Genomic DNA, 21,075 nt, shown 5'->3' with positions numbered 1-21,075 from the left:
CTTAGACTTAGACAGCGAGGGGTGCCACCGCTGACTCAGCAGCACTGTTCTGATAACCTCTGAAATCTCGGTGGTTGACAGCTACACCATTGACGACAATCCCAAGCAGCTTTTGCTGTAAGCTCAGATCACAAGCCTGCAGTGCCTGAGCAAAAGCTTCGCGTCGCGTTTTCTTTAACCGCACAACCAAGAGCGCCCGCTCCACCGCTGCCAGAACCCGATGCGCCTCGGCAGCAGCCAAGATCGGCGGCACATCCAGAATCACGCAGTCAAAGGTATCCTTAGCGCCCTCCAAGAAATCAAACCACCGCGCAGAACTCAGCAGTATCATCGGCTCTTGCTGAACCTGACCCGCCGTCAGTACCCAGAGTCTTTCCGCACGATTTGCCAAAAGACTGAACCAGTGGGGAAAAGGCATTTCCCCTTGCAACAACTCCCCTAGGCCTGCGACATTGGGAATGCCAAGTCCTTGATGCATGCTGGGCTGATGCAAATTGGCATCCACCAGTAAGACCCGTTTTCCCATCGCCGCTGCTGCAACCGCAAGGTAAATCGCAAGGGTCGTTTGTCCTTCTTTGCCCGCTGTACCCGTTATTGCCAAAGAGCGCGGCAATCCCAACGACTCTAGCTGCGTCAACAGGAAGTAAAAACTTTCCCTAAAAGCAGGTGTGGCACTCGGCAAACGGTGCTGCAATCCCCAGAGCGTCAACGGTGTTTCTAGGCGACTAAAGGCCAATTGATCAAATGTCTTCGTCAAAGGAATCTCGCCAAGAATCGGCAAGGGAGTTTGTTGGCGAATTTGCTCCACTTCTAGGAAACGATCATCCAACCAATCGAGCACTAGAGCTAGAAATAGCCCCGACACTCCCCCCAGCATCAAAGCTATCACCAGTGCCCGTAATAAACGCTGGGTTACCTGATATTCTTCCTTGTTGTCAATATCTGAGAGGACTCGCCATGTGAAGTCTCGTTGCGCAATCTGCAGTTGGAGGGACTGTCGAGTTTGCAGTAATAACCTCAGAGATTCCTGTGCTGCTGCAAAACGTTGCTCAATCTTGCGGTAAGGATTGGCAAGGCGTATTACTCGCGATATCTCTGCCTCGGTGGCCTGAATTTGGTTGCTTAATTCAGCATCCGCCCTCCGCAGCGCTTCAAGCTCAATTCTGGTCTCTATGTACTTCTCGATTAGAGATTCAGAAACGGCACTTTGATAACCAATCAGCGTTTCGGGTTGACGAACTTGATCTTGATTTCTAATCGTAATCTGTCGCGCTTGCTGCCTGGCCTGCTCTAGCAGTAGTCGCTTTTCTTCCTGTAGCACTTGCACCGTCGGTGAGTTTTCATTTACCTTGGCCTGCTCCCCAGCTAGCTTGGTTTCCGTTTCTGTTAATTTTAAGAGCAACTCCTGATAGCTTTGAGAAGCAGCTAGATTGGCGGCAGCAAGTGCTTCAGTAGGAGACAACCTTAACTGTGCTTCGAGGGAGTTAAACGTTGCCTGAGCCGACTCCAGTTTTACTCTATTTTCATTTCTTGCAGAGATCAAATTATCCAAAAGGCTAAGATAAGTTTCAAGATCGCTGCTGCCAGAGGCCGCAGAGTTAAACTGGGAAGCAACTAGGTCAGGTCGTACTACCCGATTCTGAAAGCGAAATTGGTTAAGTTGATCCTCCAGATCATCAATTTGACTCAGGGTCTTCTGAATTTCTTGGTTAACATAGCGCAGATTATCCGCTATTTGATCCTGCTTTTCCTTTTCACTAAATCTTTTTAATTCTTCAACAAGGATTCCTAGGAGTGATTCTATCTTTTCTTTTTCTCTTGCAGAAAATTGGATTTCTATAATCTTTTGACTTGACTGATCTAGTAGTCTATTACCTGAGGTTAGTTTCGCTGGCTGAATTTTCAAGGATCCAATAAAAGATTGATACGAATATTGTTTTGGATCTAGATCAGGATTTGCTACTAAAAATTTCTCATAAATTGGACGCAAAACAATGTCGCTATTGAGTACCTGAACCAAAGTTGCCACATCACCTTTTGTTTCAGCTGACAAAAGGGGCAGGGATATTGGAGCAAGCTGACGGAGTGACTCTAAAGATGTTCCTGGCCGAGCGCCTGAGGATTGGATAGGTTCAACCTGCACCAACACAGAGTGTCGATAGCTTCTCAAAAAGAGGTAAGAGTATCCCAAAAAGCCAATTGAGACTAGTGCACCTGCCAATATGCCAACTGCTGAGCGCCGCTTCAGCCCGCGAAGTACTTGATCAATGGTCACCTTATCAATTGGCTGCGGCTGCCACAAACTTGGCCGAGCGGCTTCAGAGGGCAAAGACAGATGGTTATTTTCACTTGACATAGGGCAAACTCAACTCGTTAGATACCATAGTACTCACGATACCAGTGGACAAATCGCTGTACGCCTATCTCAACAGGAGTTGTGGGTTCGTAGCCTGTGTCTGCCCTAAGTTCGAGCACATCCGCGTAGGTATCGGGGACATCGCCCGGTTGCAGAGGCAGAAGATTTAACTGCGCTTTCTTCCCAAGATAGGTTTCTAAGAGTTCAATATACCGTAGGAGTTCGACGGGGCGGTGGGCACCAATGTTGTAAACACGCCAAGGTGCGAGACTAGTGGCCGGATCAGGATTTTCGCCACTCCATGAAGGGTTGGGTGTGGCAGGTCGATCCAGCACCCGTAGAATCCCCTCGACAATGTCATCAATGTAAGTAAAGTCGCGGCGATGCTTACCATAGTTAAAGACAGGCAACGGTTCATTATTCAAAATGGCTTTCGTAAACTTAAAGAGTGCCATGTCGGGGCGCCCCCATGGGCCATAGACGGTAAAAAAGCGCAGTCCAGTAGTGGGCAGGTCATAGAGGTGGCTGTAGGTATGTGCCATCAGTTCATTGGCTTTCTTGGTGGCCGCATAGAGACTCAAGGGGTGATCAACATTATCGTGAACCGAAAAAGGCAGTTTTTTATTGGCACCATAGACGCTTGAGGTGCTGGCATAGACGAGATGCTCTACCTGATGGTAGCGACAGGCTTCCAAAATGTGGATAAAACCTACAATATTACTGTCAATATAGGCCAAGGGATTCTCAATCGAGTAGCGTACACCCGCTTGCGCTGCTAAGTGGATGACCCGTTGGGGGGTAAAGTCTCTAAAGAGTTGGTTCACCCCTGTACAATCTACGAGGTCAATTTTTCTGAATACAAATTGATCACCTGCCGTGAAAGGGCTGAGTCGCTCAAGGCGAGCTTTCTTAAGGTTGACATCGTAGTAGTTGTTCAGATTATCGAGACCAATCACGCGATCGCCCCGCTTAAGTAGTTCCAGTGCTACTGCATTGCCAATAAACCCAGCAACACCCGTCACCAAAATATCCATCTTGATTCCTCAAATGACAAAAAGTAGCTAAAGGCGGCCGTCCACATCTTCCTTCGATAATACCCACTTCACATCATAAAGAACTCCCGGTGTTTTCAAGAGAGCACGAATGCCAGTACTACCCATTTCATGAAACTGCTGGTGGGCAACAGCAATAATGATTCCGTCCCACTGATGAGATAACTCTTCAATAAGGGAAATTCCATATTCTCTCTTGGCCTGTTGGGGATCTACCCAAGGATCGTAAATATCAACCCCTAGGCCATAACTTTGCAGTTCTTTGATAATGTCAACGACACGTGTGTTGCGTAAATCGGGGCAATTTTCCTTAAAGGTTAGTCCCATAACAAGTACACGAGCATTAGGTAAGTCAATTCCCTTTTTGACGAGTAACTTCAGAAATTGCGCTGCTACATAAAAGCCCATGTTATCGTTGATACGGCGACCAGCCAGAATCAGTTCAGGGTGATAATTGCAAGCTGCTGCTTTGTAAGTTAGATAGTAGGGATCAACACCAATACAGTGGCCACCGACCAATCCCGGACGAAAGGGCAAGAAATTCCATTTTGTGCTTGCAGCAGCTAACACTTCTTCTGTATCAATGCCCAATAGGTGAAAAATAATAGATAGCTCATTCACAAAAGCAATATTAATGTCTCGTTGAATATTTTCAATTACTTTTGCCGCTTCGGCCACTCTAATCGAGCTTGCCTTGTGTGTTCCCGCTGGAATAATTGATGCATATAGGCGATCAACTAAATCAGCAACTTCAGGTGTTGAACCAGAGGTAACTTTTTTAATTGTGGTTAAACGATGATTATGATCCCCCGGATTTATTCGTTCAGGGCTATAACCAACAAAAAAATCTTGATTAAATTTTAGTTTGGATTCCTGCTCAAGGATGGGAACACAAACTTCTTCTGTTACACCCGGATAAACAGTAGATTCGTAGATAACTATAGACTGAGGTGATAAAATCTGACCAACACTCTTGGAAGCTTTTCTTAAAGGTTCAAGATCTGGAACTTTGTAATAATCTATTGGAGTGGGAACAGAAATAATAAAAATATTACATTTTCTTAAATCTTCGAGATAGGTTGTGTACATTAGCAAGGAACACGCTTGCAAATCAGTGTCACTGACTTCTCCTGTTCTGTCATATCCCTGCTTAAGTTCAGCGATACGTTGGCTATTAACATCATAACCAATAGTATAGTACTTCTTGCCAAATTCAACGGCCAAAGGAAGACCAACATAACCTAAGCCAATCACAGCAATCTTAAAAGTATCAGAAAAATTAAGCATCATGCACTCACCTTCGCTAATTTCGGCATCTTTCACTTTTTTGAAAAGAGTTGCAATATCCTAATAAAACTAACATGAACTGAGCAATTTGAGGTATTGAGCATTAATCTTTTTGACATCAAATAAGTCCAAAGCCATTTGATAGCTATGATACCCCATTGAAGGAATCAAACTAGGTTGTTCAATAAATTTCCGCATTGCAGTTATCAAGGCATTCACATCCCGAGGCGGAATAAGGTAACCATTATAGCCGTCAATAACCGTTTCACGGCAGCCTGGCACGTCCGTAGTAATCACTGGTCGACCCATAGCCATTGCTTCTTGCGTACTGCGGGGAACACCCTCACGGTAGGAAGGTAAGACAAACACACTAGTACTGGGTAGATACTCTTTGATATTAACAAAGCCAAACCACTCAACTATACCAAGCTCTGTAAATTCCTTAATTTGTGCTTCAGATAAGCTCCCCGGATTGCTATCTAGTCCACCAATTAACCAAAATCGAACTTGAGGATACAGAGCTTTTAAGTATTTAGATGCCTCTAAAAACTCTAATACTCCTTTTTCAATGAGTAATCTTGCAACTAAAGTAAATGTTAATGGACGAGAAAAAGGCTCGCAATACGACCATTCTTGAAGATTAACGCCTGTCCCTTTAATGATTAAAGTTTTACAAGGATTTAGGCCACATGCTTGAGTAATTTCATGACAGTCATCTTTATTTTGAAAGATAATTTTATCCGCAATAGGTAAGCATATCCTGTATAAAAAAATGAGAATGATCTTCAATTTTTTTGATTTTAATTGATGGTCAGGAGTAAATGCATAACCTAAGCCCGTGAATAATGCAGAGCGGAATTTTATACCAACAAATCTCGAGGCTAGTAATCCCCAAATAATTGGCTTCGAGCTAATAGCCAAGAGACTATCAGCATTAATTTTTTTTATTGTTTTAATAATAGAGAAGAGAGATTTAATTTCTTGACAAGGATTCATGCCATTACGAACAAGGTAAAAATGATGACATATGGCACCTATTTCACTTAGTTTTGAAATTTCTGCTTCTGTATAATCTGGAGCTAAACAATGAACCTCAGCACCTGTATGAATTAACTCTAAAATCAAATCTCTTCTGAAATTAATTAACATCTGAGCATTGTTGCAAAGCAATATCAATGACAACCCATCTAGCTTGGGTATTCCATAGTGATCTTTGATTGCCATCTTAAATAAAAGGATACATGCGATAGGGTAACCACGCGAAAGCATGATCAGCAAATTGCAGCCATACCCATAATACTAAAAAACTGTAACCAAGTACTAGAAGCATCCATCGATAAAATATTTCTCGGCTTTGAGTGAGAAAGAGGTAGGGCAAATTTCCTAGAACATAGATCTGAATAGGTATTAGGTACAGCGCAAGGCGATCGGCAGCAGTTGAAGAACCTGTTAGCAAGAGTGCAAAAGAAAAAATAACTAGCCAAGATAAAGCAAGATAAACTTTTGAAGAAGTTCTAAAGAAATTATGCCCTGTATAGTATTCGATTAAAAAAATAGTTGCAGGTAAGAGATTCATGGATAGTCGAATTAAAGCACCTGAAGATGACATTCCTGCTCCGATATAGCTAACTAAAAATTTATCGCTGATGCTAGTAATTGCAATTGCACCAGATAGAGCTATCAATAATAATGCTGACACAAGTAGAATATTAATTATTTTTCCTGTTTTTAGTGCGTCAAATAAAAACATTAATATCGGCACTAATATCAGAAATATTGCTGTCTTATGAAACAGTAATGCCAAAATAAAAAACAGAATTGAATTTATTTTTTTATTGGATTCTAATGCCATTAACGCTAGTAGCTCTAAAGCGATCGCTCCTGCTTGGCGAGTATAGCCCATTGCTACAACAGTCGTTAAGTATGGGAAAGCAACTGTTAAACCCAAGTAAGGATTTTTCAGTTTTTGACAAAAAGCAAATAAACAGCTTGTGTAAATCACTGCAACACATAAGTTTACAAAATAAATTTCCTGATTAAGGGCAGCAGCAATCTTATTAATCCAGTGATAGGCAGGGTCACCAAGTAGGGCTTCAAAGCCTACCCATGGCTGATATCTAGAAGCTTCTAATATATCTATATACGTCAACCAGTCTCCACCAACTTCAAATCTCAGACCAATAAAAGCGACATAAATACTAAAAAGAAATACCCAATACCACTTCGGCATTTCTATAACCGATGGTGTTAGCGTGAGTAAGAAAACAAAGAAATAGGGAAACATATGCTAGGGCTAGATATTCAGAAACAGCGCTCTAACCATGACTGAAACATTAATACTTCCCATAGTTGTCCTGCCCAGTTGCGTTTTCCTGTTTGATGCTCCTGCCAGTATTGCCAAACAAGGTCAGGGTGTAGGTAGCCCTCCTGCTGAAGACGGGTTGGGTTCAATAAAGTTGCTCCCCAATCTCGCAGTTCAGAACGTAACCACTGAGCTAGGGGAATGCCAAATCCCATTTTAGGGCGTTCAATCAAGGGCGGCGGGACATAGCGATACAAAAGTTTACGGAGTACCTGCTTGCCCTGTTGCTGTCTGATTTTCATCTCAAGGGGGAGTGTCCAAGCAAACTCAACAATTCGATGATCTAGAAAAGGAATACGGGTCTCAAGACTCACTCCCATGGCGGCGCGATCGACCTTGACAAGGATATCATCGGGAAGATATGTCAAAAGATCAAGTGCCATCATATAGGATTCAAAAGGCAGTTGATGGCTCAGTTGGTCAAGCTTTTCTTGGATTAATAATGGTTCTTGACTATTAAGGACGAACTGGGAAGGTAAATCAATCAGTGATAGAAAAGAAAGATAGACTTCTTTGTCAGAGGTCATTTCACAGAGCTTAGCCAGCTTAGCGATTTTATCCCCTATGGTTGTATATCTTAAATTCTGAGGCAGAAAGATACTAAGTCCCCCAAAAAGCTGATCCCATTGTCTAGGGGATAGTTTTTTCAGCAAAGATGCAAGGGTGCGGCGCACTGGTTTCGGCAAGCGTTCTATTTTTCCCAAAATCGCAGGGGTCAAAAGGTACCGCACGTATCCGCCAAATAGTTCATCCCCCCCATCACCGGACAAGGCAACTGTCACCTCTTGGCGCGCAATCATTGACACAAGATGGGTAGGGATTTGAGAGGAATCAGCAAAGGGTTCGTCGTAAAGGTGGGTAAGTTTGGGAATGACATCCCGCGCCTCTTGACCTGTAAGGTAATATTCAGTGTGATCGGTACCCAAGTGTTGGGCAACTGCTTTAGCATATTGGGCTTCGTTATAGGCATCTTCATAGAAGCCAATGCTAAATGTTTTAACGGACTGGGAAGAAAGGCTTTGCATCAAAGCCACAACTGTTGAGGAATCGACGCCCCCGGACAAAAATGCGCCTAGGGGAACATCTGCTAAGAGCTGCCCTTTGAGACTTTGACACAAAAGACGCTCTAATTCAGTTGCTGCTTCGTCCTCTGTTCCTTGAAAAGGCTGGGCAAGCCCTTTAGCAATAACGCTTTCCAATAACCAATAGGCTTGGGGTGTGCCTTGAGTATTGGGGCTGAGGGCTTCAGCAGGCCACTGGAGATAGGTACCTGCTGGTAACTTCCAGATATGTTCATAGATGCTGTAGGGAGCAGGAATCCAACTGTAGCGGAAATACAGCGCTAAGGCATCGCGATTAATCAAGTTAGCAAAGGCTGGGTAAGCCCGAATCGCTTTGAGTTCTGAGGCAAAAACCAAGGCTCCATTGACCCAACCGTAGTAGAGGGGCTTTTCACCAATGCGATCTCTAGCTAGGGTTAATGTACGAGTCTTGCGATCCCAGAGGGCAAGGGCAAACATGCCAACTAGCTTTTCTAGGGCTGTGGTCACGCCCCAATGGCTAAAAGCCGCCAGTAGCGTCTCGGTATCGGAATGTCCGCGCCAAGGGGGGGCTGCACCAAGCGCTGTTAACTCCTGACGCAGTTCAAGGTGGTTGTAAATTTCACCATTAAAGACGAGGACATAACGGCCACACGCAGAAGCCATCGGCTGATGTCCTGCGGGGGAAAGATCAAGAATTGCTAGACGACGGTGGCCTAGGGCGATACCTGCCGCCTCATCTATCCAGACTCCCTCATCATCAGGGCCGCGATGGGAAAGGGTGCCATTCATCTTGCGGATAGTTGCTGCCCAGTCACCTAAAAAGGCAGCGTTGAGAAAACCAACTAGGCCACACATAGTCTATTCATAAAATTTCGGTATCTCCACCTTCTTATAGCCTAATGCCGTCCAGAATGGAGGACTATCTGAAAATTGAATATTTTCTAATCCAGCTTCCTCAAGCATGTGTTGAATCTCTAATTTTGAGAATCGTTTTTCTAGGGGTGTGCCAAAGCGATCTCTAGAGTCAACACACATTGTATAGAATGTTTTATCTCGATAATAACTAAGTGGTAAGCTATTTACATTGAAGCCAGCTTTTTCAAGAAGATATGATAGTCGAGCCAAAGGAAAATAGATGGCTATAGCAATCAGGTTGGTTAGAAAAATTTTTACTTTATTAGGTAGCCTAGAAATAAACAATCGGGGAAGAATAGTCATATACCACAAACACAGGTACCAAAAAGGTCGATTATCCAGTTTGTAGTAAATATACACAAGAAATGGGGCTTTTGGCTTTAGTAAGGCTACACAAGATTTAATACCTTCAAGTGTATTAGGTATATGATGTAGAACTCCAAGACAATAACCAAAATCTTGGCTGTTAGCCTGTAAATCGATGTTATCAATTGTCGTTTTAAAAAAGTTTATATTGTGGAAGTCTCTTAGCATTGATTGAGCAACTTCAATAGCATCAGATGGTTCAATACAGTTTAGTATGCCTACTCTTGGTGCGACAAACTTTGCCCAACGACCTGTACCACAACCCATATCGAAACCAACTGCATTTGGAGGTAAAATGTCCCACGGGAAAATTCTAAAGTAATCAAGAAATAATTTTTCTAATTCAGATTCACTAACTTCAAGGTGATTAAAGCTAGTCCATTCACTACCAAAACTCTCCACCACTTTAGGATCATAATTGAAAGACATTGGCTATGCTCCTCACCCAGTATAAAAAATAAGAAATGAAGGAAAGTGCGATAAACTGTAAACCAAGGATTGGAAACTGAAGTATGATTTTCGTTATAGGAAAATTATATTTATTCTTTACTTTTTCAATCAAGTAGTCTGGTAGAACTTGCCTAGATTTTAGTTGATCATTTTGCACAATATTTTCAAAAATATACATATTTATAAAATAGAACTGACATTTACAGGCTAGTTCATGAGATAAATTTTTAGGAAAATTATAGACTGTGGCGTAATCAAAAATATTATTCCAAATTTGTAAATTATCTACAAAACTGTCTATGTTTGGAATTTTAGATTGATTATTAGAATGAATGCGCCAGACCGCAACATTTTTATTGAGAAACTTTACTTTACCATGAACAGCAAGACGATATAGCGATTCCCAATCAGAACTCAGACTATTAAAAGAGTAGAAATTTATCTCTGTTGCTATTTTTTTGCAATAAATTGTTGATAAATGTTTGAAAAAGAATTTTTTGTCTGGTAGTTTCATTAGCAAATCTATTCCAGTAAGATAGTCAACATTTGGAAATGAATATCCCACCCTCTTATTTTTATTCTCATATTCTTTAAATATATTTGCAGCTACGACAACAACATCATTATCAAAGAGTCGAATGGCATCAGAAATAAAGTTATTATATATCAAATAATCGTCACCATCTAGATTTAATATATAATCACCAGTTGCGTATTGATAAAGAAGATTTCTATAGTTTTGAACACGCCCTAAGTTAGTCTTGTTTCTAACATAAGTTAGTCGAGAATCATTTATTGATTGAATGAGTTTACTAGAATTATCGGTTGAACAATCATCTCCAACAATAACCTCTAAGTTTGAATATGTTTGAGACAAAGCAGATGTGACAGCATCCAAAATAAATCTTTCCTGATTATAAGTAGGTATTATTATACTAACTTTAGGTAGATTCATTATTGGCCTCCTAATTGTTGCCAGATATTTTGATAAGATTTTACGCCTTCTTCAAGAGAGAAATACTTAATGGCTGCTGCACGACATCGTTGGCTCAAGTGTTCGTCTTGTAGTAATTCTAAAATCTCTTCAGCGGCTTTACGCATAGCGGATTCATCAAAACTTCTTAAGATAACCCCAACTTTTTCTTGCTCAATGATCTGAGTCATATCCCCAACTCCATCATTGGTTACACATGGGATGCCACTTGCTAAAAGTTCGCCGAGTTTAGTTGGACAAGATGCTATTTTAGAGAATACTGGCTTGATGAAAAATACACAAAAGTTAATGACACTCATTTTTCTAGAAATTTCTTGTGGGGATGATTCTTCAAGAATCAGGTTTTCTGTATTTATGTTTGAAAAAGCTAATTTTTGTCTAATAAAATCATGTTCACCTTTATTAAGGATATAGAAACGACTATGGGGTTTAATTATATTTATAATTTCAAAAAATTTGATTGTTTCCTCAAATAAATACCAACCCGTAACAGAGCCAATGTAGCCAATTGTTAAATAACCTTCTTTATTGTTTTTAATTCTCTCTTTAGTATTAAAAAGCTCTAAATCAGTACAGGTTCTAATACAGCTAATTGAAATACTTCGTCCTTTTATGTATTTAAAGTTCTGAATTATATCAATTGCTGCCTCAGTGAGAGAAACGGTATGATCTGCATTGAGCAAAAATTGCTTTTCAAACCATTTTGCCAAGTGATAAAGTTGACTGTTTGCAGGCCAAATACCCCCATCAACTCGCTCATCTGCCCAAAAGCCACGCATGTCAAAAATAAATTTAGTGCGTAGTAACTTTTTGAGGACTAAGGCAATTACAGAAGGAACATAGCTGCGAGCATGGACAATTTTAATCCTTCTTGTAACAGCAATAAATAAAGCTACTGTAATTCCTTGAAACAAGTCATAGGTTGTCGCCAGAGCAGAGGGAGATTTATGGTACTTTAAAGGAATCCAATGAATTTGATGGGAGTGAACTTTCTTCTGAATTCTCTGGCGCTCAAGAACATTCTGCCAATCTTTAGCCTTCTCAAAACTAATGAGGTAGATAGTGTAACTATCGCTTAGCTTTTCAAGGTAGCGCAATACTTGGGATTGGCCAAGTGGCTCTAGCAAACCATCATAGGTAATGTAGAGTACATTACTGCTCATGGGGAAACATTACATTAAGATACTGCTGGGCAATCTTTTCAACCGAGAAGTCAGCCGCTCGTTGCTTTAGGAATTCAGGCTCTGGTGAACTCATTAGGGCTTCAGTCATGGCTTTGGCTAAGGCATTGACATCGCCGACAGGAACCAGTGTACCATATTTGCCATCAGCTAGAATCTCACGCGGACTACTCGGACAATCGGTAGAGACAACAGGTAGCCCACAGGATAGTGCTTCTACGATGACATTAACAAATCCCTCATAGTTAGAGGAGAGAACAAATAGATCAGCCGTTTTATAAAATACAGCGGGATTCGGATGAAAACCCGCAAAAATGACGCGATCGCTAATGCCTAGTTGATGTGCTAACGCTCTTAGACTCTCTTCCAAATGACCTTTGCCAACTAGCATTAAGCGACTATCTGTAAAGGGTAATTGGGCAAATGCTTTCAAGAGGAGTGCGTGATTTTTTTGTTGTTTTAGATTGCCTACGCTTAGGACTCTGTATTTTTTAGGAACTCCCCACATCTGATCAACTACATTTAGCTCATCTTTACTAGGCTCAATCAGTAAGCGTCCGGGATTGTTGATAACATTAATTTTATTAAGTGGAATCTTTGCAATTTGAGACATATCTTGAGCTACACCTTGTGACACTGCAATACAAGCATCTGCTAAACGGTAGCCAATCATTGTTGAAAGACGAAGCTGTGAGTTGGTTACTATGCCCTTATCTTTGTACTGATTGGTTAGAGTAACGTGTTCAGAAATCACCACTCTTACATTAGACTGAGCTAATTTTTTAGAAAAGGGAGCAATTACTGTTAATGGCCACATAGCGCTTAAGAGAACAGATGGATTTTTAGCTTTTAAGTACTCAACAAGCTTAAAGACAGATTCAGATATTTTATGTTTATTTAAGGATTGAACTACACATAGAGACTGAACTTCCTGAAGTAGCTCACCTTGTTTTACAAGAAGTAGGAACTCAACTTGATAACCTCGTCTTATAAATTGTCTAGCTAGCCGGAGACGGACATTCTCTACTCCACCACATCGTAAATCGGGTAAAAGTATTGATACCTTCTTAACCATGTTTAACTAATTAATTTTAAAAAAAAAACAAATCTTTTATAGCACTTTGCCAACCTGAATAATACTTGTAATGTCCTGATGCTAGTAATTTTATAACATATCTTATCCTATAAATATGGGGCATTGCTTGAATTTTCAACCTTTTCCTTCTTATTAACTTCTTGACTTTAACTCTAGGTATTTCTCGATTAATTTTCTCCCTCATGGAGTCAGTAATTAATGGGGAGTCTATGATTGCAGCTAAGGCATCTAGCTCACTATTGAGTTGATCAAGCTCTAAGCTTGGGTCGCCATTATATTTCAGTTTATGAATAATTAAGTCAAAAGGTGTCTGTTTTTTTATCCGACTGGCTATCCAATTAGAGGTATTTTCTCCATGCCGTCTGTAAAGTTGTAAAACAGAGGGGATTACTTTTTTAACTTCTAATATATTAGATAATCTATTCAGCCAAGTATCATGGGCGTGAAATTTCGGTATTGGCAAGGCAAGATATTTTAAATGCCTTCTAATAGCCATACAGCAACCAGTTGGAAATTCTTTTTCTGAAAAACCTAGTGATAGTATTTGCCCTAGCTGAGTTAATTTTGTAGAATTTCCATCTGCCAAACAGATTTCAGCATCATTCATGTAGAGTAGATATTCAGTATTTTGCTGAGCAAAGTTGATAATGAATTCTATCTTTTCAGAAAACCATATATCATCCTGATCACTGAGAAATATAATATCCCCAGAAGTTAGTTTTAGCGCATTTTCAAAGTTACGTGCATAACCTAGATTGTGCTCATTTTGATATATTTTTACTTCAAATGGTGCATTCTTAGCAAAATCGTGTAGAATTTGCATTGTACTATCTGTTGAGCAATCATCTGAAATAACTAGTTCATCAGGTAAGCGAGTCTGACTCAAGAAACTATCTAGCTGCTCCTGAAGATACTTCTCGCCATTATAGGTGGCCATTGCAATTGAGATACGCATTGTCATAATTAATCTAGAGTTTTATAGATGCTCTTAATGAATCTCAAGAATCTTACTATGGGATGATCATTGCCCAAAATTGTTCTGATTGATTTTGAAATTGTTAGAGTCATATCTCTATGTTACAAAGAGCTGGCATAAGGATGTATAAGCTAAAGCCTAGCTTTAGGTTTTTAACTAAATTTGTGGATCAATGAAGCTAGGCTTTTAAGAAAACATAAAGGGTAGATACCAAATAACCTAGCTATAGAGAACTTGAATTCAATGAATCGGGAAATCTTAAATAGTTGTCCGATTCTTTGAAAAAAATTGAGTGTTCCATATCTGACTTGAAAAGACATTAAGCGAAAATGTGGATCCGCTTTGACATTCTCTATAAATTGACTAGAATCTGGATACCCATAGTAATTAATGAAATCAAATAGGTAATCGTAGATTTTTAGAAGAGCTTGATTAGAAAACATAATTTTTTTCTCCATATAGATGAGTTCTCTATAACTTACAAATTTATATTTATAATTTATTTCCTTCGTCCCTCTGAAGTTACAAATAGATAATGAGCTAGCTCTATAGTTAATTAATGGTATTTGTATCCATTCAATACTTCCTCCTTCAAGATTAATAATATGTGACATAAATAAATCTTCATATAGGATATTCTGGTTACTTAGTGGTAATTTTTGAATTATTCGTATATCATAAGCTGCTGAAGCTCCACGTATTGTTCTAACCTTTTGATTTTCAAATCTCTTAGGCTTTAAGCAATTTCGATAATAAGATTGTATGTGTTCTATATATTGAATTCTTTTATTTTCAGCAATCAAGTTACCTTCATCATCAATTTCATTGTAGCCAGAGCATAAGGCATGGCATAGGTTTTTAATCCAGTGATTAACTAAAGTTTCTGTGCGGTGAGGTAAAGAAACATCATCGCCAGCAGCAACAACTAATAGTTGACCTTTGGCTTCTTTTGCTACTATCAATAAGTGATCTAATGTGCCAGTGTTATGGGGGTTTCGCCGCGCTCTGACTTGATGTTTGCCACGATAGTTGGCTGCCATTTCCTGCATAATTTCAAAGGTGCGATCGCTAGAGCAGTCATCGGAAAGAATAATTTCTAATGGCTCATAGGTCTGACTAAAGGCGCCTTCAATCGCTTCGCGAATAAATTGCTCTTGGTTATAAGCAAATACGGCGAAAGTGACCAGTGGCTTATCTTGGCTACTCATAGGGGGGACTCAAGGCTAGCTATGAACTGGCTAATAGTTTGGAGTTGCTCAATCGAGTGGTGAGGACTTATCGGTAAGCTTAGCACTTCTTGGGCAAATCGTTCCGCGATCGCGAAGGATTTTTGGCTGACATCGAGATTGGCATAGGCGGCCTGACGGTGAGGGGGAATGGGGTAGTGAATTAGGGTACCAATGCCTGCGGCGTGCAGGTTTTCCTGAAGAGTCTGGCGCTGGGGAGTGCGAATCACAAAGAGATGCCACACTGGCTCTGCCCAAGGGGGAACAAAGGGGAGTATTACGGAAGTCCCTTGCAGTTCTGTGAGGTAGAGTTGGGCTAGTTTTTGGCGGCGCTGGTTCCATTCATCGAGGTACTGCAATTTCACCCGTAGGATCGCGGCCTGTAGAGGATCGAGGCGACTGTTGACCCCTTGCACTTCATTTACATACTTAACCCGTGAGCCATAGTTCCGCAACATACGAATGCGATCGCTCAACTCGGGGTTATTGGTCGTTATAGCCCCCGCATCCCCAAGGGCACCCAAGTTCTTGCCGGGGTAAAAGCTCCATGCGACAGCATCCCCGTGGGCACCAATTCGCTTCCCTTTGTAGCGTGCACCATGAGCCTGAGCAGCGTCTTCGAGTACCCAGAGCTGATAATGGCGAGCAATCTCTAGGATTGGGTCAAGATCAGCCGGTTGACCATAGAGATGGACGGGTAGAATCACTTTGGTGTTGGCAGTGATCGCCGCTTCAATCTTGAGGGGATCAATATTGTAGGTATGGAGATCAGGCTCCACTGGCACAGGAATAGCTCCGCACTGACTGACGGCTAGCCAAGTGGCGATATAGGTGTTGCTGGGAACAATGACTTCGTCTCCATGGGTCACCCCCATTGCCCGCAAAGCAAGCACAAGAGCATCTAAACCATTACCAACACCAATGGCATAATTGGCACCGCAGTAAGCAGCCCATTCAGCTTCAAAGGCTTCTACCTCTGCACCAAGGATGTACCAGCCGGAGTCAAGCACACGGGCAACGGCAGCATCAATTTCCGCTTTGAGTTCGCGGTAGGCCGCCCTCAAGTCAAGAAAGGGAATCGTTGTCATGGCATTGAGCGCTTCTGAGCAAGGGCTAGGAATTCGTCGTAGTTGCGGATGTAATCGCTTTCATCATAGGGGGCAGAGGCTAAAACCATACACACGGCACCCGAGGAGAAGTTATCGAGGTATCGCCACATCATTGGGCAAATATACAGGCCAAAGTAGGAGCGGTTGAGGTGATAACGCTGCTTGCGATCGCCATCATCGAGGACAACATCAAAACTACCAGACATGGCCACCACAAATTGATGCAGCGCCTTGTGGGCATGGGCACCGCGATCGGCACCGCCGGGAACATCATAGAGGTAGTACACCCGCTCGATTTTGAAGGGAATATGACGCTCTCCCTCAATAAAGGTCAGATTACCCCTTGGATCCGTAATTTTGGGGAGTTGAATAATCCGACAGTTATCTATGTGGCCAAGCATAATCAGCTACTGCTCTTTTTTAGCAACAATTACCAATTCAGCGGCAATATCGGGATACCTCTCACCTAGCTTCATAAAGGCACGTAACATCTCTGGCGTCCAACTTTCTTCTAGTTGTCGATCAGAGAGAGGCTTGAGCCAGTAGCCACCAAAAAATTCGATACTCAACCCAGCAAGAGTAAAATCACGCCGAAAGGTTTCTGGTGTATAAATCCGACGATGGCCATGATGAATGTCCTTTTCACTCATAGTTTCCTCGTGTGGAATCAATCCCATCACAACTGCTGCCTGACGATGAATTGAGCGAGCATTGGGAACAGCAGCCAGAATAACACCTGTCTTGGGAACTAGCCAGTTTCGGATCGTACTTAAGATTAGAACTGGATCATCGACATGTTCCAAGACGTGCCCCAAGATAATCACATCATAAAAGCAGGCAGGCTGAAAGTTTTCAATGAGTGAGTTGTATATCTGTAAGTCAGGAAACTGCTGACGCAAATTTTCAGCAAAAATCGTAGAGCCCTCTAATATATCAGGTTTTACTCCATCATTAATTAGTAACTGCGTCATTATTCCTTCCGCAGGGCCTATCTCCAAAATACGATTCAAAGGTTGAGGAAAATACCTCCGAAAAACTTGGTAAGAGTACTCAATCGTTGCTATAGCAGTCGGAAGAGTGTACCAGCTATCAGATGCGACATTGTCAAGGCGATCAATTTCTGTAATAGGTGGTTGGTTGATTTCTTCGTGACTCATCATTAATCTCCTCAAGTTAACGACTAAAGTCAATTATAAATTTTGGCAATTCACTGATATTATCTAGGATTACTACGCTAGTATAGCGTTCTAAGAAATATTTTGATCTTTGTCCACAAGAAACCCCTATAAATCTTACATTTGCTTTCTCAGCAGCTAAGGCATCTGTCTCAGTATCTCCACAGTGACATAGTGGGTTTACTTGAAGCAATAAGTCTGCTTTTTGCTCAGTTGCTTTTTGAGGTGAAACGATATGTACTTGGGAAAATAAATTATGAATTCCATGATTTGTTAGAAAATTAAAGACATTTTCAGGTCGCTGCCGTGCAGTCAAGAGTACTAAACTAAAGCCTATTGAGTTTAGAGTTTCTAGGATAGATTGAGACCATGGGAAAAGTTGATCAAAAGTTATCCAATAAGGTTCTTCTATTAATTCTAGCCATCTAAGAGTAAAAGATTTAATAATTTTTGGATTGACTTCAGGGAAGTAAGACTTTAAGACTTCAACTGTAGAAAGACCAGATCTTTTATGCTCCCAAATAACCTGAAAGTCAATATTATTTATTCCTAGTTCATTAAAAATATATTCTGTGACAGCAGCTTGGCGAGGATAACAATCGATTATTGTTCCATCTAAGTCAATTGCAATTATTTTTGAAACATTCATAACTTACTTATTGTATTTTATCTCAGAGATACGAAATATGTTCACGATAAGAACGTGTTACAAAGCAAGGTTTTTTTATGTCAGTAAAATAATAGGCTGGGTCTTCACCTAAAAAATAGGCAACATGAGCAGATGGAAAGTCTAAACCAAGAGCAATAGACATCGCTGTAGCTCCTCCAATTCTTGGGTTGACATCTATAACATAGTTATCATGACCCCTAACTTGAAAACAAAAGGAACCAAATAACTGAAAAGCTTCTGCAATACTTAGAGCAATTTTTGAATAATTTTCATCATAGAAAATATATCCCTTCGTAGTTATGCCACTCTTAATTTCAACACGTTTTCGACAAAGTGTTTTTACAAAACACTGGTCTGGGATAATAAAGGCATCAATAGTAATTTCTGGCTCATCTATCCACTCTTGAATAATATACTGACGATGACTTGGAAGTATTTTTTTGATCACATACTCTAGCTGATCTTTATCATTAATAATTTCTATGAATTGGCTACCATTTCCATACCTTTCTTTGACGATTGATTTTCCAAAAAAACTCGTATTTTCTGATAGTAAATAAGTTGTGGGACTATTTAGATTAACTGAAGATAGTATTTTACTTGATTCCAACTTGTCAGTACATGATTTTACAGCTTGTGGTGATGCACAAAGTATAGTTATCCCAAACTCTTCAAAAAGCTTTTTTGCAGAAGCAGTCGCACATATTTCCTGATCATGAATTGGATAAAAATAATTAACATTATTAGATTTGAGCAGTTCAACTGTTTGAATTGCAAACTTATCCTCAAAAGCTGAAGGTAGCTGTATGTAGGAATCAGAAATTGATGCGGCTGCAACTAAGTACCTCGGATTTATATCACAAGCGATAATCTTGCATCCTCTTTGACCCCAAGTTTGTTTCAGAGATTGGACGACCGTATATCCAGTCGCTGAGCCACTGGAGCCAACAGCTATAGTAATAGTTCCTTGAGTCACCATTTAATTCCCGAGATAGAATCAAAGCAGACCACTAGCACACGGTTATCATACACTAACATCGCCAAGCTGGATTTTTCTTACTGAATAATCGGAGCGGCGGGATTTGAACCCACGACCCCCACTACCCCAAAGTGGTGCGCTACCAAGCTGCGCTACGCCCCGTTAAGCTTTACCAGTATAACACGAGTTCAGAGAACATCCTAGTCAGTGATGGAAATTTTGCGCAACCACTCCAGAATCTGGGCATTCACCTGCTCAGGTGCTTCATCTTGAGGGCAATGGCCCACCTCTGGTAAGGCAACAAACTCCTGCACACAGGGAAATTGAGCTAGCTTCTGCCCTTCATCAATGGGTTCCCAAGGGTCGGCGGCACCCCACAGAAAATAGGTGGGGCAGATAATCTGCGGTAGCAAGTCTTCGGGTAAGGGACCTTGGGAATAGCGGACAAAGGCTAAGAAGACCTCGGCAGCACCCCTATCTTGGGCAGGGGTGAGTAATATCTCTACCAGTTCATCGGTGACGGCGGCAGTGTTGGCATAGGCTTGGTGCAGAATACGGCGCACAGTACGGGGTTGGGCAATTTGGCGGAAAAAGTAGGTGCCAAGGGTGCGATTGCCTAAAAGTTGCTGGAGTAGGCTGGTTCCCCAGCGGCGGTACCAAGGCAGTTGCGATCGCTTGCGATCGTGGAGCTGACGCAAAGAGCAGTTCAGCAGGATCAGTTGACTGACCCATGCAGGCTGGAAAACAGCGGCCTGTAAAGCAACGACGCAGCCAATGGAGTTGCCGATTAAAACCGTGGGCTGACCAATGACCTCGCGGCAAAAGTCTAGAACCAAGGTTGCCCACGTCTCAAATGTATAGGGGATGACCGAGGGAGCGGGTTTGGCGGAGCCACCAAAGCCCAGTAAATCAATGGCATAGACTTGATGGTGAGCTGCGAGGGCAGGGATGTTTTTGCGCCAATGCAAGCTAGAGGCACCAAAGCCGTGAATCAGGAGTAGGGGGATGCCCTGAGTCCCTTGATGCCGATAGAGAATCGGGTAACCGTGCCAATGCCACGTTTGAGCTGGGAGAGAGAAAGTCATTTAGTCGGCTTGCAGAAATTGACGGTAGCGATCGCTCAACTCCTGAACAGCCCGCTCATAGAATTGCTGTCCATGCTCAGGGGTGGCCAAGCTGGAATCTGCCCCCATACGACCATCGGGATAACGGCGGCGAAAATCTGCGGCACCGTAGATGGCATGACTGGTGTTGACTTCGGGATTGAGGGGAACGCGTTTAATGGCCTCTGGATAGAGAAATTGGGTCACCGCCACTTCACTGGGGGTGGCATGGGAACCCTCGCGATCGCCATACAATTCCCGCGCCAGCTGCATCACTGAGGAACACATAAACCAGTTGGCCAACTCACAGCGCACTTGATCCGCCTCGGGAATGTGCAAATCGGCTAAGACTGCATAGGTTTCCGCAAAGGCCGCCTTCACTGTCGCGATATTGCCGCCATGACCATTAATGAAAAAGAAGCGTTGAAAGCCTGCCCGTACCAAGCTCACCAAATAGTCGCGAATGACAAGAATCAACGTACTAGGGCGCAAACTAATCGTGCCGGGGAAAGCCGTATGGTGTAAGGCCATGCCCACGGAAATTGTCGGGGCAACAAGGGCATGAGTTGCTTCCCCTACCCCTTTGGCGATCGCCTCGGCACAGAGGGCATCGGTGCCAATGAGACCCATCGGGCCGTGCTGCTCCGTGGAGCCAATGGGAATAATCATCCCCTTGGAAGTGTTGAGATAGGCTTCGACCTCTGGCCAAGTACTCAAGTGTAGTAGGGGCATTCC

General features: G+C 41.9%; 19 protein-coding genes and 1 tRNA gene. All 20 read right to left on the bottom strand.

Annotated elements, in window-relative coordinates; translation table 11 throughout:
* Positions 1–7: 7 nt before the first annotated feature.
* The 20 genes from RHH27_RS03980 to RHH27_RS03885 all read right to left on the bottom strand — a co-directional run bounded on the left by RHH27_RS03980 (position 8) and on the right by RHH27_RS03885 (position 21,072).
* The gene (locus RHH27_RS03980; RefSeq protein WP_302678916.1) at positions 8–2,356 is read right to left on the bottom strand and encodes a tyrosine-protein kinase domain-containing protein; all 2,349 of its coding nucleotides are present in this window, start codon (positions 2,354–2,356) and stop codon (positions 8–10) included.
* Between the two features lie 17 nt (positions 2,357–2,373).
* Complete coding sequence (locus RHH27_RS03975) at positions 2,374–3,390, bottom strand: NAD-dependent epimerase (protein WP_302676740.1); 1,017 nt, start codon at positions 3,388–3,390, stop codon at positions 2,374–2,376.
* A gap of 27 nt (positions 3,391–3,417) precedes the next feature.
* Positions 3,418–4,695, bottom strand: coding sequence for a Vi polysaccharide biosynthesis UDP-N-acetylglucosamine C-6 dehydrogenase TviB (gene tviB, locus RHH27_RS03970; RefSeq protein WP_206201605.1), 1,278 nt, complete (start codon positions 4,693–4,695; stop codon positions 3,418–3,420).
* 69 nt (positions 4,696–4,764) lie between these two features.
* Positions 4,765–5,919 carry a glycosyltransferase family 4 protein gene (locus tag RHH27_RS03965; RefSeq protein ID WP_302678915.1) on the bottom strand — a complete coding sequence of 385 codons (1,155 nt, stop codon included), beginning with the start codon at positions 5,917–5,919 and terminating at the stop codon, positions 4,765–4,767.
* Between the two features lies 1 nt (position 5,920).
* Positions 5,921–6,925 (bottom strand): EpsG family protein, encoded by a 1,005-nt coding sequence (locus tag RHH27_RS03960; RefSeq protein WP_302678914.1) that lies wholly within the window; start codon positions 6,923–6,925, stop codon positions 5,921–5,923.
* A gap of 71 nt (positions 6,926–6,996) precedes the next feature.
* The gene (gene asnB / locus RHH27_RS03955) at positions 6,997–8,955 is read right to left on the bottom strand and encodes an asparagine synthase (glutamine-hydrolyzing) (protein WP_302678913.1); all 1,959 of its coding nucleotides are present in this window, start codon (positions 8,953–8,955) and stop codon (positions 6,997–6,999) included.
* Between the two features lie 3 nt (positions 8,956–8,958).
* On the bottom strand, positions 8,959–9,810 hold the full coding sequence (locus RHH27_RS03950) for a bifunctional 2-polyprenyl-6-hydroxyphenol methylase/3-demethylubiquinol 3-O-methyltransferase UbiG (protein WP_302678912.1): 852 nt from the start codon (positions 9,808–9,810) through the stop codon (positions 8,959–8,961).
* Positions 9,794–10,786, bottom strand: a complete 993-nt coding sequence (locus tag RHH27_RS03945; RefSeq protein WP_302678911.1) for a glycosyltransferase family 2 protein — start codon at positions 10,784–10,786, stop codon at positions 9,794–9,796. Before RHH27_RS03945 ends, RHH27_RS03950 begins: the two co-directional genes overlap by 17 nt.
* Positions 10,786–11,988 carry a glycosyltransferase gene (locus tag RHH27_RS03940; RefSeq protein WP_302678910.1) on the bottom strand — a complete coding sequence of 401 codons (1,203 nt, stop codon included), beginning with the start codon at positions 11,986–11,988 and terminating at the stop codon, positions 10,786–10,788. Before RHH27_RS03940 ends, RHH27_RS03945 begins: the two co-directional genes overlap by 1 nt.
* Complete coding sequence (locus tag RHH27_RS03935; protein WP_302678909.1) at positions 11,978–13,081, bottom strand: glycosyltransferase; 1,104 nt, start codon at positions 13,079–13,081, stop codon at positions 11,978–11,980. The genes RHH27_RS03940 and RHH27_RS03935 overlap by 11 nt, the downstream gene beginning before the upstream one ends.
* Before the next feature lie 16 nt (positions 13,082–13,097).
* The gene (locus RHH27_RS03930) at positions 13,098–14,063 is read right to left on the bottom strand and encodes a glycosyltransferase family 2 protein (protein WP_302678908.1); all 966 of its coding nucleotides are present in this window, start codon (positions 14,061–14,063) and stop codon (positions 13,098–13,100) included.
* A 167-nt stretch (positions 14,064–14,230) separates the two neighbouring features.
* Positions 14,231–15,286, bottom strand: coding sequence for a glycosyltransferase (locus RHH27_RS03925; RefSeq protein ID WP_302678907.1), 1,056 nt, complete (start codon positions 15,284–15,286; stop codon positions 14,231–14,233).
* Positions 15,283–16,392, bottom strand: a complete 1,110-nt coding sequence (locus tag RHH27_RS03920; protein WP_149820169.1) for a DegT/DnrJ/EryC1/StrS aminotransferase family protein — start codon at positions 16,390–16,392, stop codon at positions 15,283–15,285. The genes RHH27_RS03925 and RHH27_RS03920 overlap by 4 nt, the downstream gene beginning before the upstream one ends.
* Positions 16,389–16,814, bottom strand: a complete 426-nt coding sequence (locus RHH27_RS03915; protein ID WP_302678906.1) for an FdtA/QdtA family cupin domain-containing protein — start codon at positions 16,812–16,814, stop codon at positions 16,389–16,391. Before RHH27_RS03915 ends, RHH27_RS03920 begins: the two co-directional genes overlap by 4 nt.
* A 6-nt stretch (positions 16,815–16,820) precedes the next feature.
* Positions 16,821–17,570 carry a bifunctional 2-polyprenyl-6-hydroxyphenol methylase/3-demethylubiquinol 3-O-methyltransferase UbiG gene (locus RHH27_RS03910; protein ID WP_302678905.1) on the bottom strand — a complete coding sequence of 250 codons (750 nt, stop codon included), beginning with the start codon at positions 17,568–17,570 and terminating at the stop codon, positions 16,821–16,823.
* A gap of 16 nt (positions 17,571–17,586) precedes the next feature.
* Positions 17,587–18,237, bottom strand: coding sequence for an HAD family hydrolase (locus RHH27_RS03905; RefSeq protein ID WP_302678904.1), 651 nt, complete (start codon positions 18,235–18,237; stop codon positions 17,587–17,589).
* Positions 18,238–18,259: 22 nt separating this feature from the next.
* Entirely contained in the window at positions 18,260–19,237 is a 978-nt protein-coding gene (locus RHH27_RS03900; RefSeq protein WP_302678903.1) for an ATP-grasp domain-containing protein, read from the bottom strand.
* Between the two features lie 88 nt (positions 19,238–19,325).
* Positions 19,326–19,399, bottom strand: a tRNA-Pro gene (locus RHH27_RS03895).
* A 38-nt stretch (positions 19,400–19,437) separates the two neighbouring features.
* Positions 19,438–20,322 (bottom strand): alpha/beta fold hydrolase, encoded by an 885-nt coding sequence (locus tag RHH27_RS03890; RefSeq protein WP_302678902.1) that lies wholly within the window; start codon positions 20,320–20,322, stop codon positions 19,438–19,440.
* Entirely contained in the window at positions 20,323–21,072 is a 750-nt protein-coding gene (locus tag RHH27_RS03885; protein ID WP_302678901.1) for a creatininase family protein, read from the bottom strand.
* Positions 21,073–21,075: the final 3 nt, after the last annotated feature.

Source organism: Thermosynechococcus sp. PP555 (genome assembly GCF_031583225.1).
Taxonomy (GTDB): Bacteria; Cyanobacteriota; Cyanobacteriia; order Thermosynechococcales; family Thermosynechococcaceae; genus Thermosynechococcus.
The sequence above is the reverse complement of the archived record's forward strand: the minus strand, read 5'-3'. Positions and strand labels throughout refer to the sequence as shown.

Coding starts and splice junctions, on each gene's coding strand:
- RHH27_RS03980 (WP_302678916.1), bottom strand. CDS start 2,356: ATGTCAAGTGAAAATAACCATCTGTCTTTGCCCTCTGAAGCCGCTCGG.
- RHH27_RS03975 (WP_302676740.1), bottom strand. CDS start 3,390: ATGGATATTTTGGTGACGGGTGTTGCTGGGTTTATTGGCAATGCAGTA.
- tviB (WP_206201605.1), bottom strand. CDS start 4,695: ATGCTTAATTTTTCTGATACTTTTAAGATTGCTGTGATTGGCTTAGGT.
- RHH27_RS03965 (WP_302678915.1), bottom strand. CDS start 5,919: ATGGCAATCAAAGATCACTATGGAATACCCAAGCTAGATGGGTTGTCA.
- RHH27_RS03960 (WP_302678914.1), bottom strand. CDS start 6,925: ATGCCGAAGTGGTATTGGGTATTTCTTTTTAGTATTTATGTCGCTTTT.
- asnB (WP_302678913.1), bottom strand. CDS start 8,955: ATGTGTGGCCTAGTTGGTTTTCTCAACGCTGCCTTTTTAGGTGACTGG.
- RHH27_RS03950 (WP_302678912.1), bottom strand. CDS start 9,810: ATGTCTTTCAATTATGATCCTAAAGTGGTGGAGAGTTTTGGTAGTGAA.
- RHH27_RS03945 (WP_302678911.1), bottom strand. CDS start 10,786: ATGAATCTACCTAAAGTTAGTATAATAATACCTACTTATAATCAGGAA.
- RHH27_RS03940 (WP_302678910.1), bottom strand. CDS start 11,988: ATGAGCAGTAATGTACTCTACATTACCTATGATGGTTTGCTAGAGCCA.
- RHH27_RS03935 (WP_302678909.1), bottom strand. CDS start 13,081: ATGGTTAAGAAGGTATCAATACTTTTACCCGATTTACGATGTGGTGGA.
- RHH27_RS03930 (WP_302678908.1), bottom strand. CDS start 14,063: ATGACAATGCGTATCTCAATTGCAATGGCCACCTATAATGGCGAGAAG.
- RHH27_RS03925 (WP_302678907.1), bottom strand. CDS start 15,286: ATGAGTAGCCAAGATAAGCCACTGGTCACTTTCGCCGTATTTGCTTAT.
- RHH27_RS03920 (WP_149820169.1), bottom strand. CDS start 16,392: ATGACAACGATTCCCTTTCTTGACTTGAGGGCGGCCTACCGCGAACTC.
- RHH27_RS03915 (WP_302678906.1), bottom strand. CDS start 16,814: ATGCTTGGCCACATAGATAACTGTCGGATTATTCAACTCCCCAAAATT.
- RHH27_RS03910 (WP_302678905.1), bottom strand. CDS start 17,570: ATGAGTCACGAAGAAATCAACCAACCACCTATTACAGAAATTGATCGC.
- RHH27_RS03905 (WP_302678904.1), bottom strand. CDS start 18,237: ATGAATGTTTCAAAAATAATTGCAATTGACTTAGATGGAACAATAATC.
- RHH27_RS03900 (WP_302678903.1), bottom strand. CDS start 19,237: ATGGTGACTCAAGGAACTATTACTATAGCTGTTGGCTCCAGTGGCTCA.
- RHH27_RS03890 (WP_302678902.1), bottom strand. CDS start 20,322: ATGACTTTCTCTCTCCCAGCTCAAACGTGGCATTGGCACGGTTACCCG.
- RHH27_RS03885 (WP_302678901.1), bottom strand. CDS start 21,072: ATGCCCCTACTACACTTGAGTACTTGGCCAGAGGTCGAAGCCTATCTC.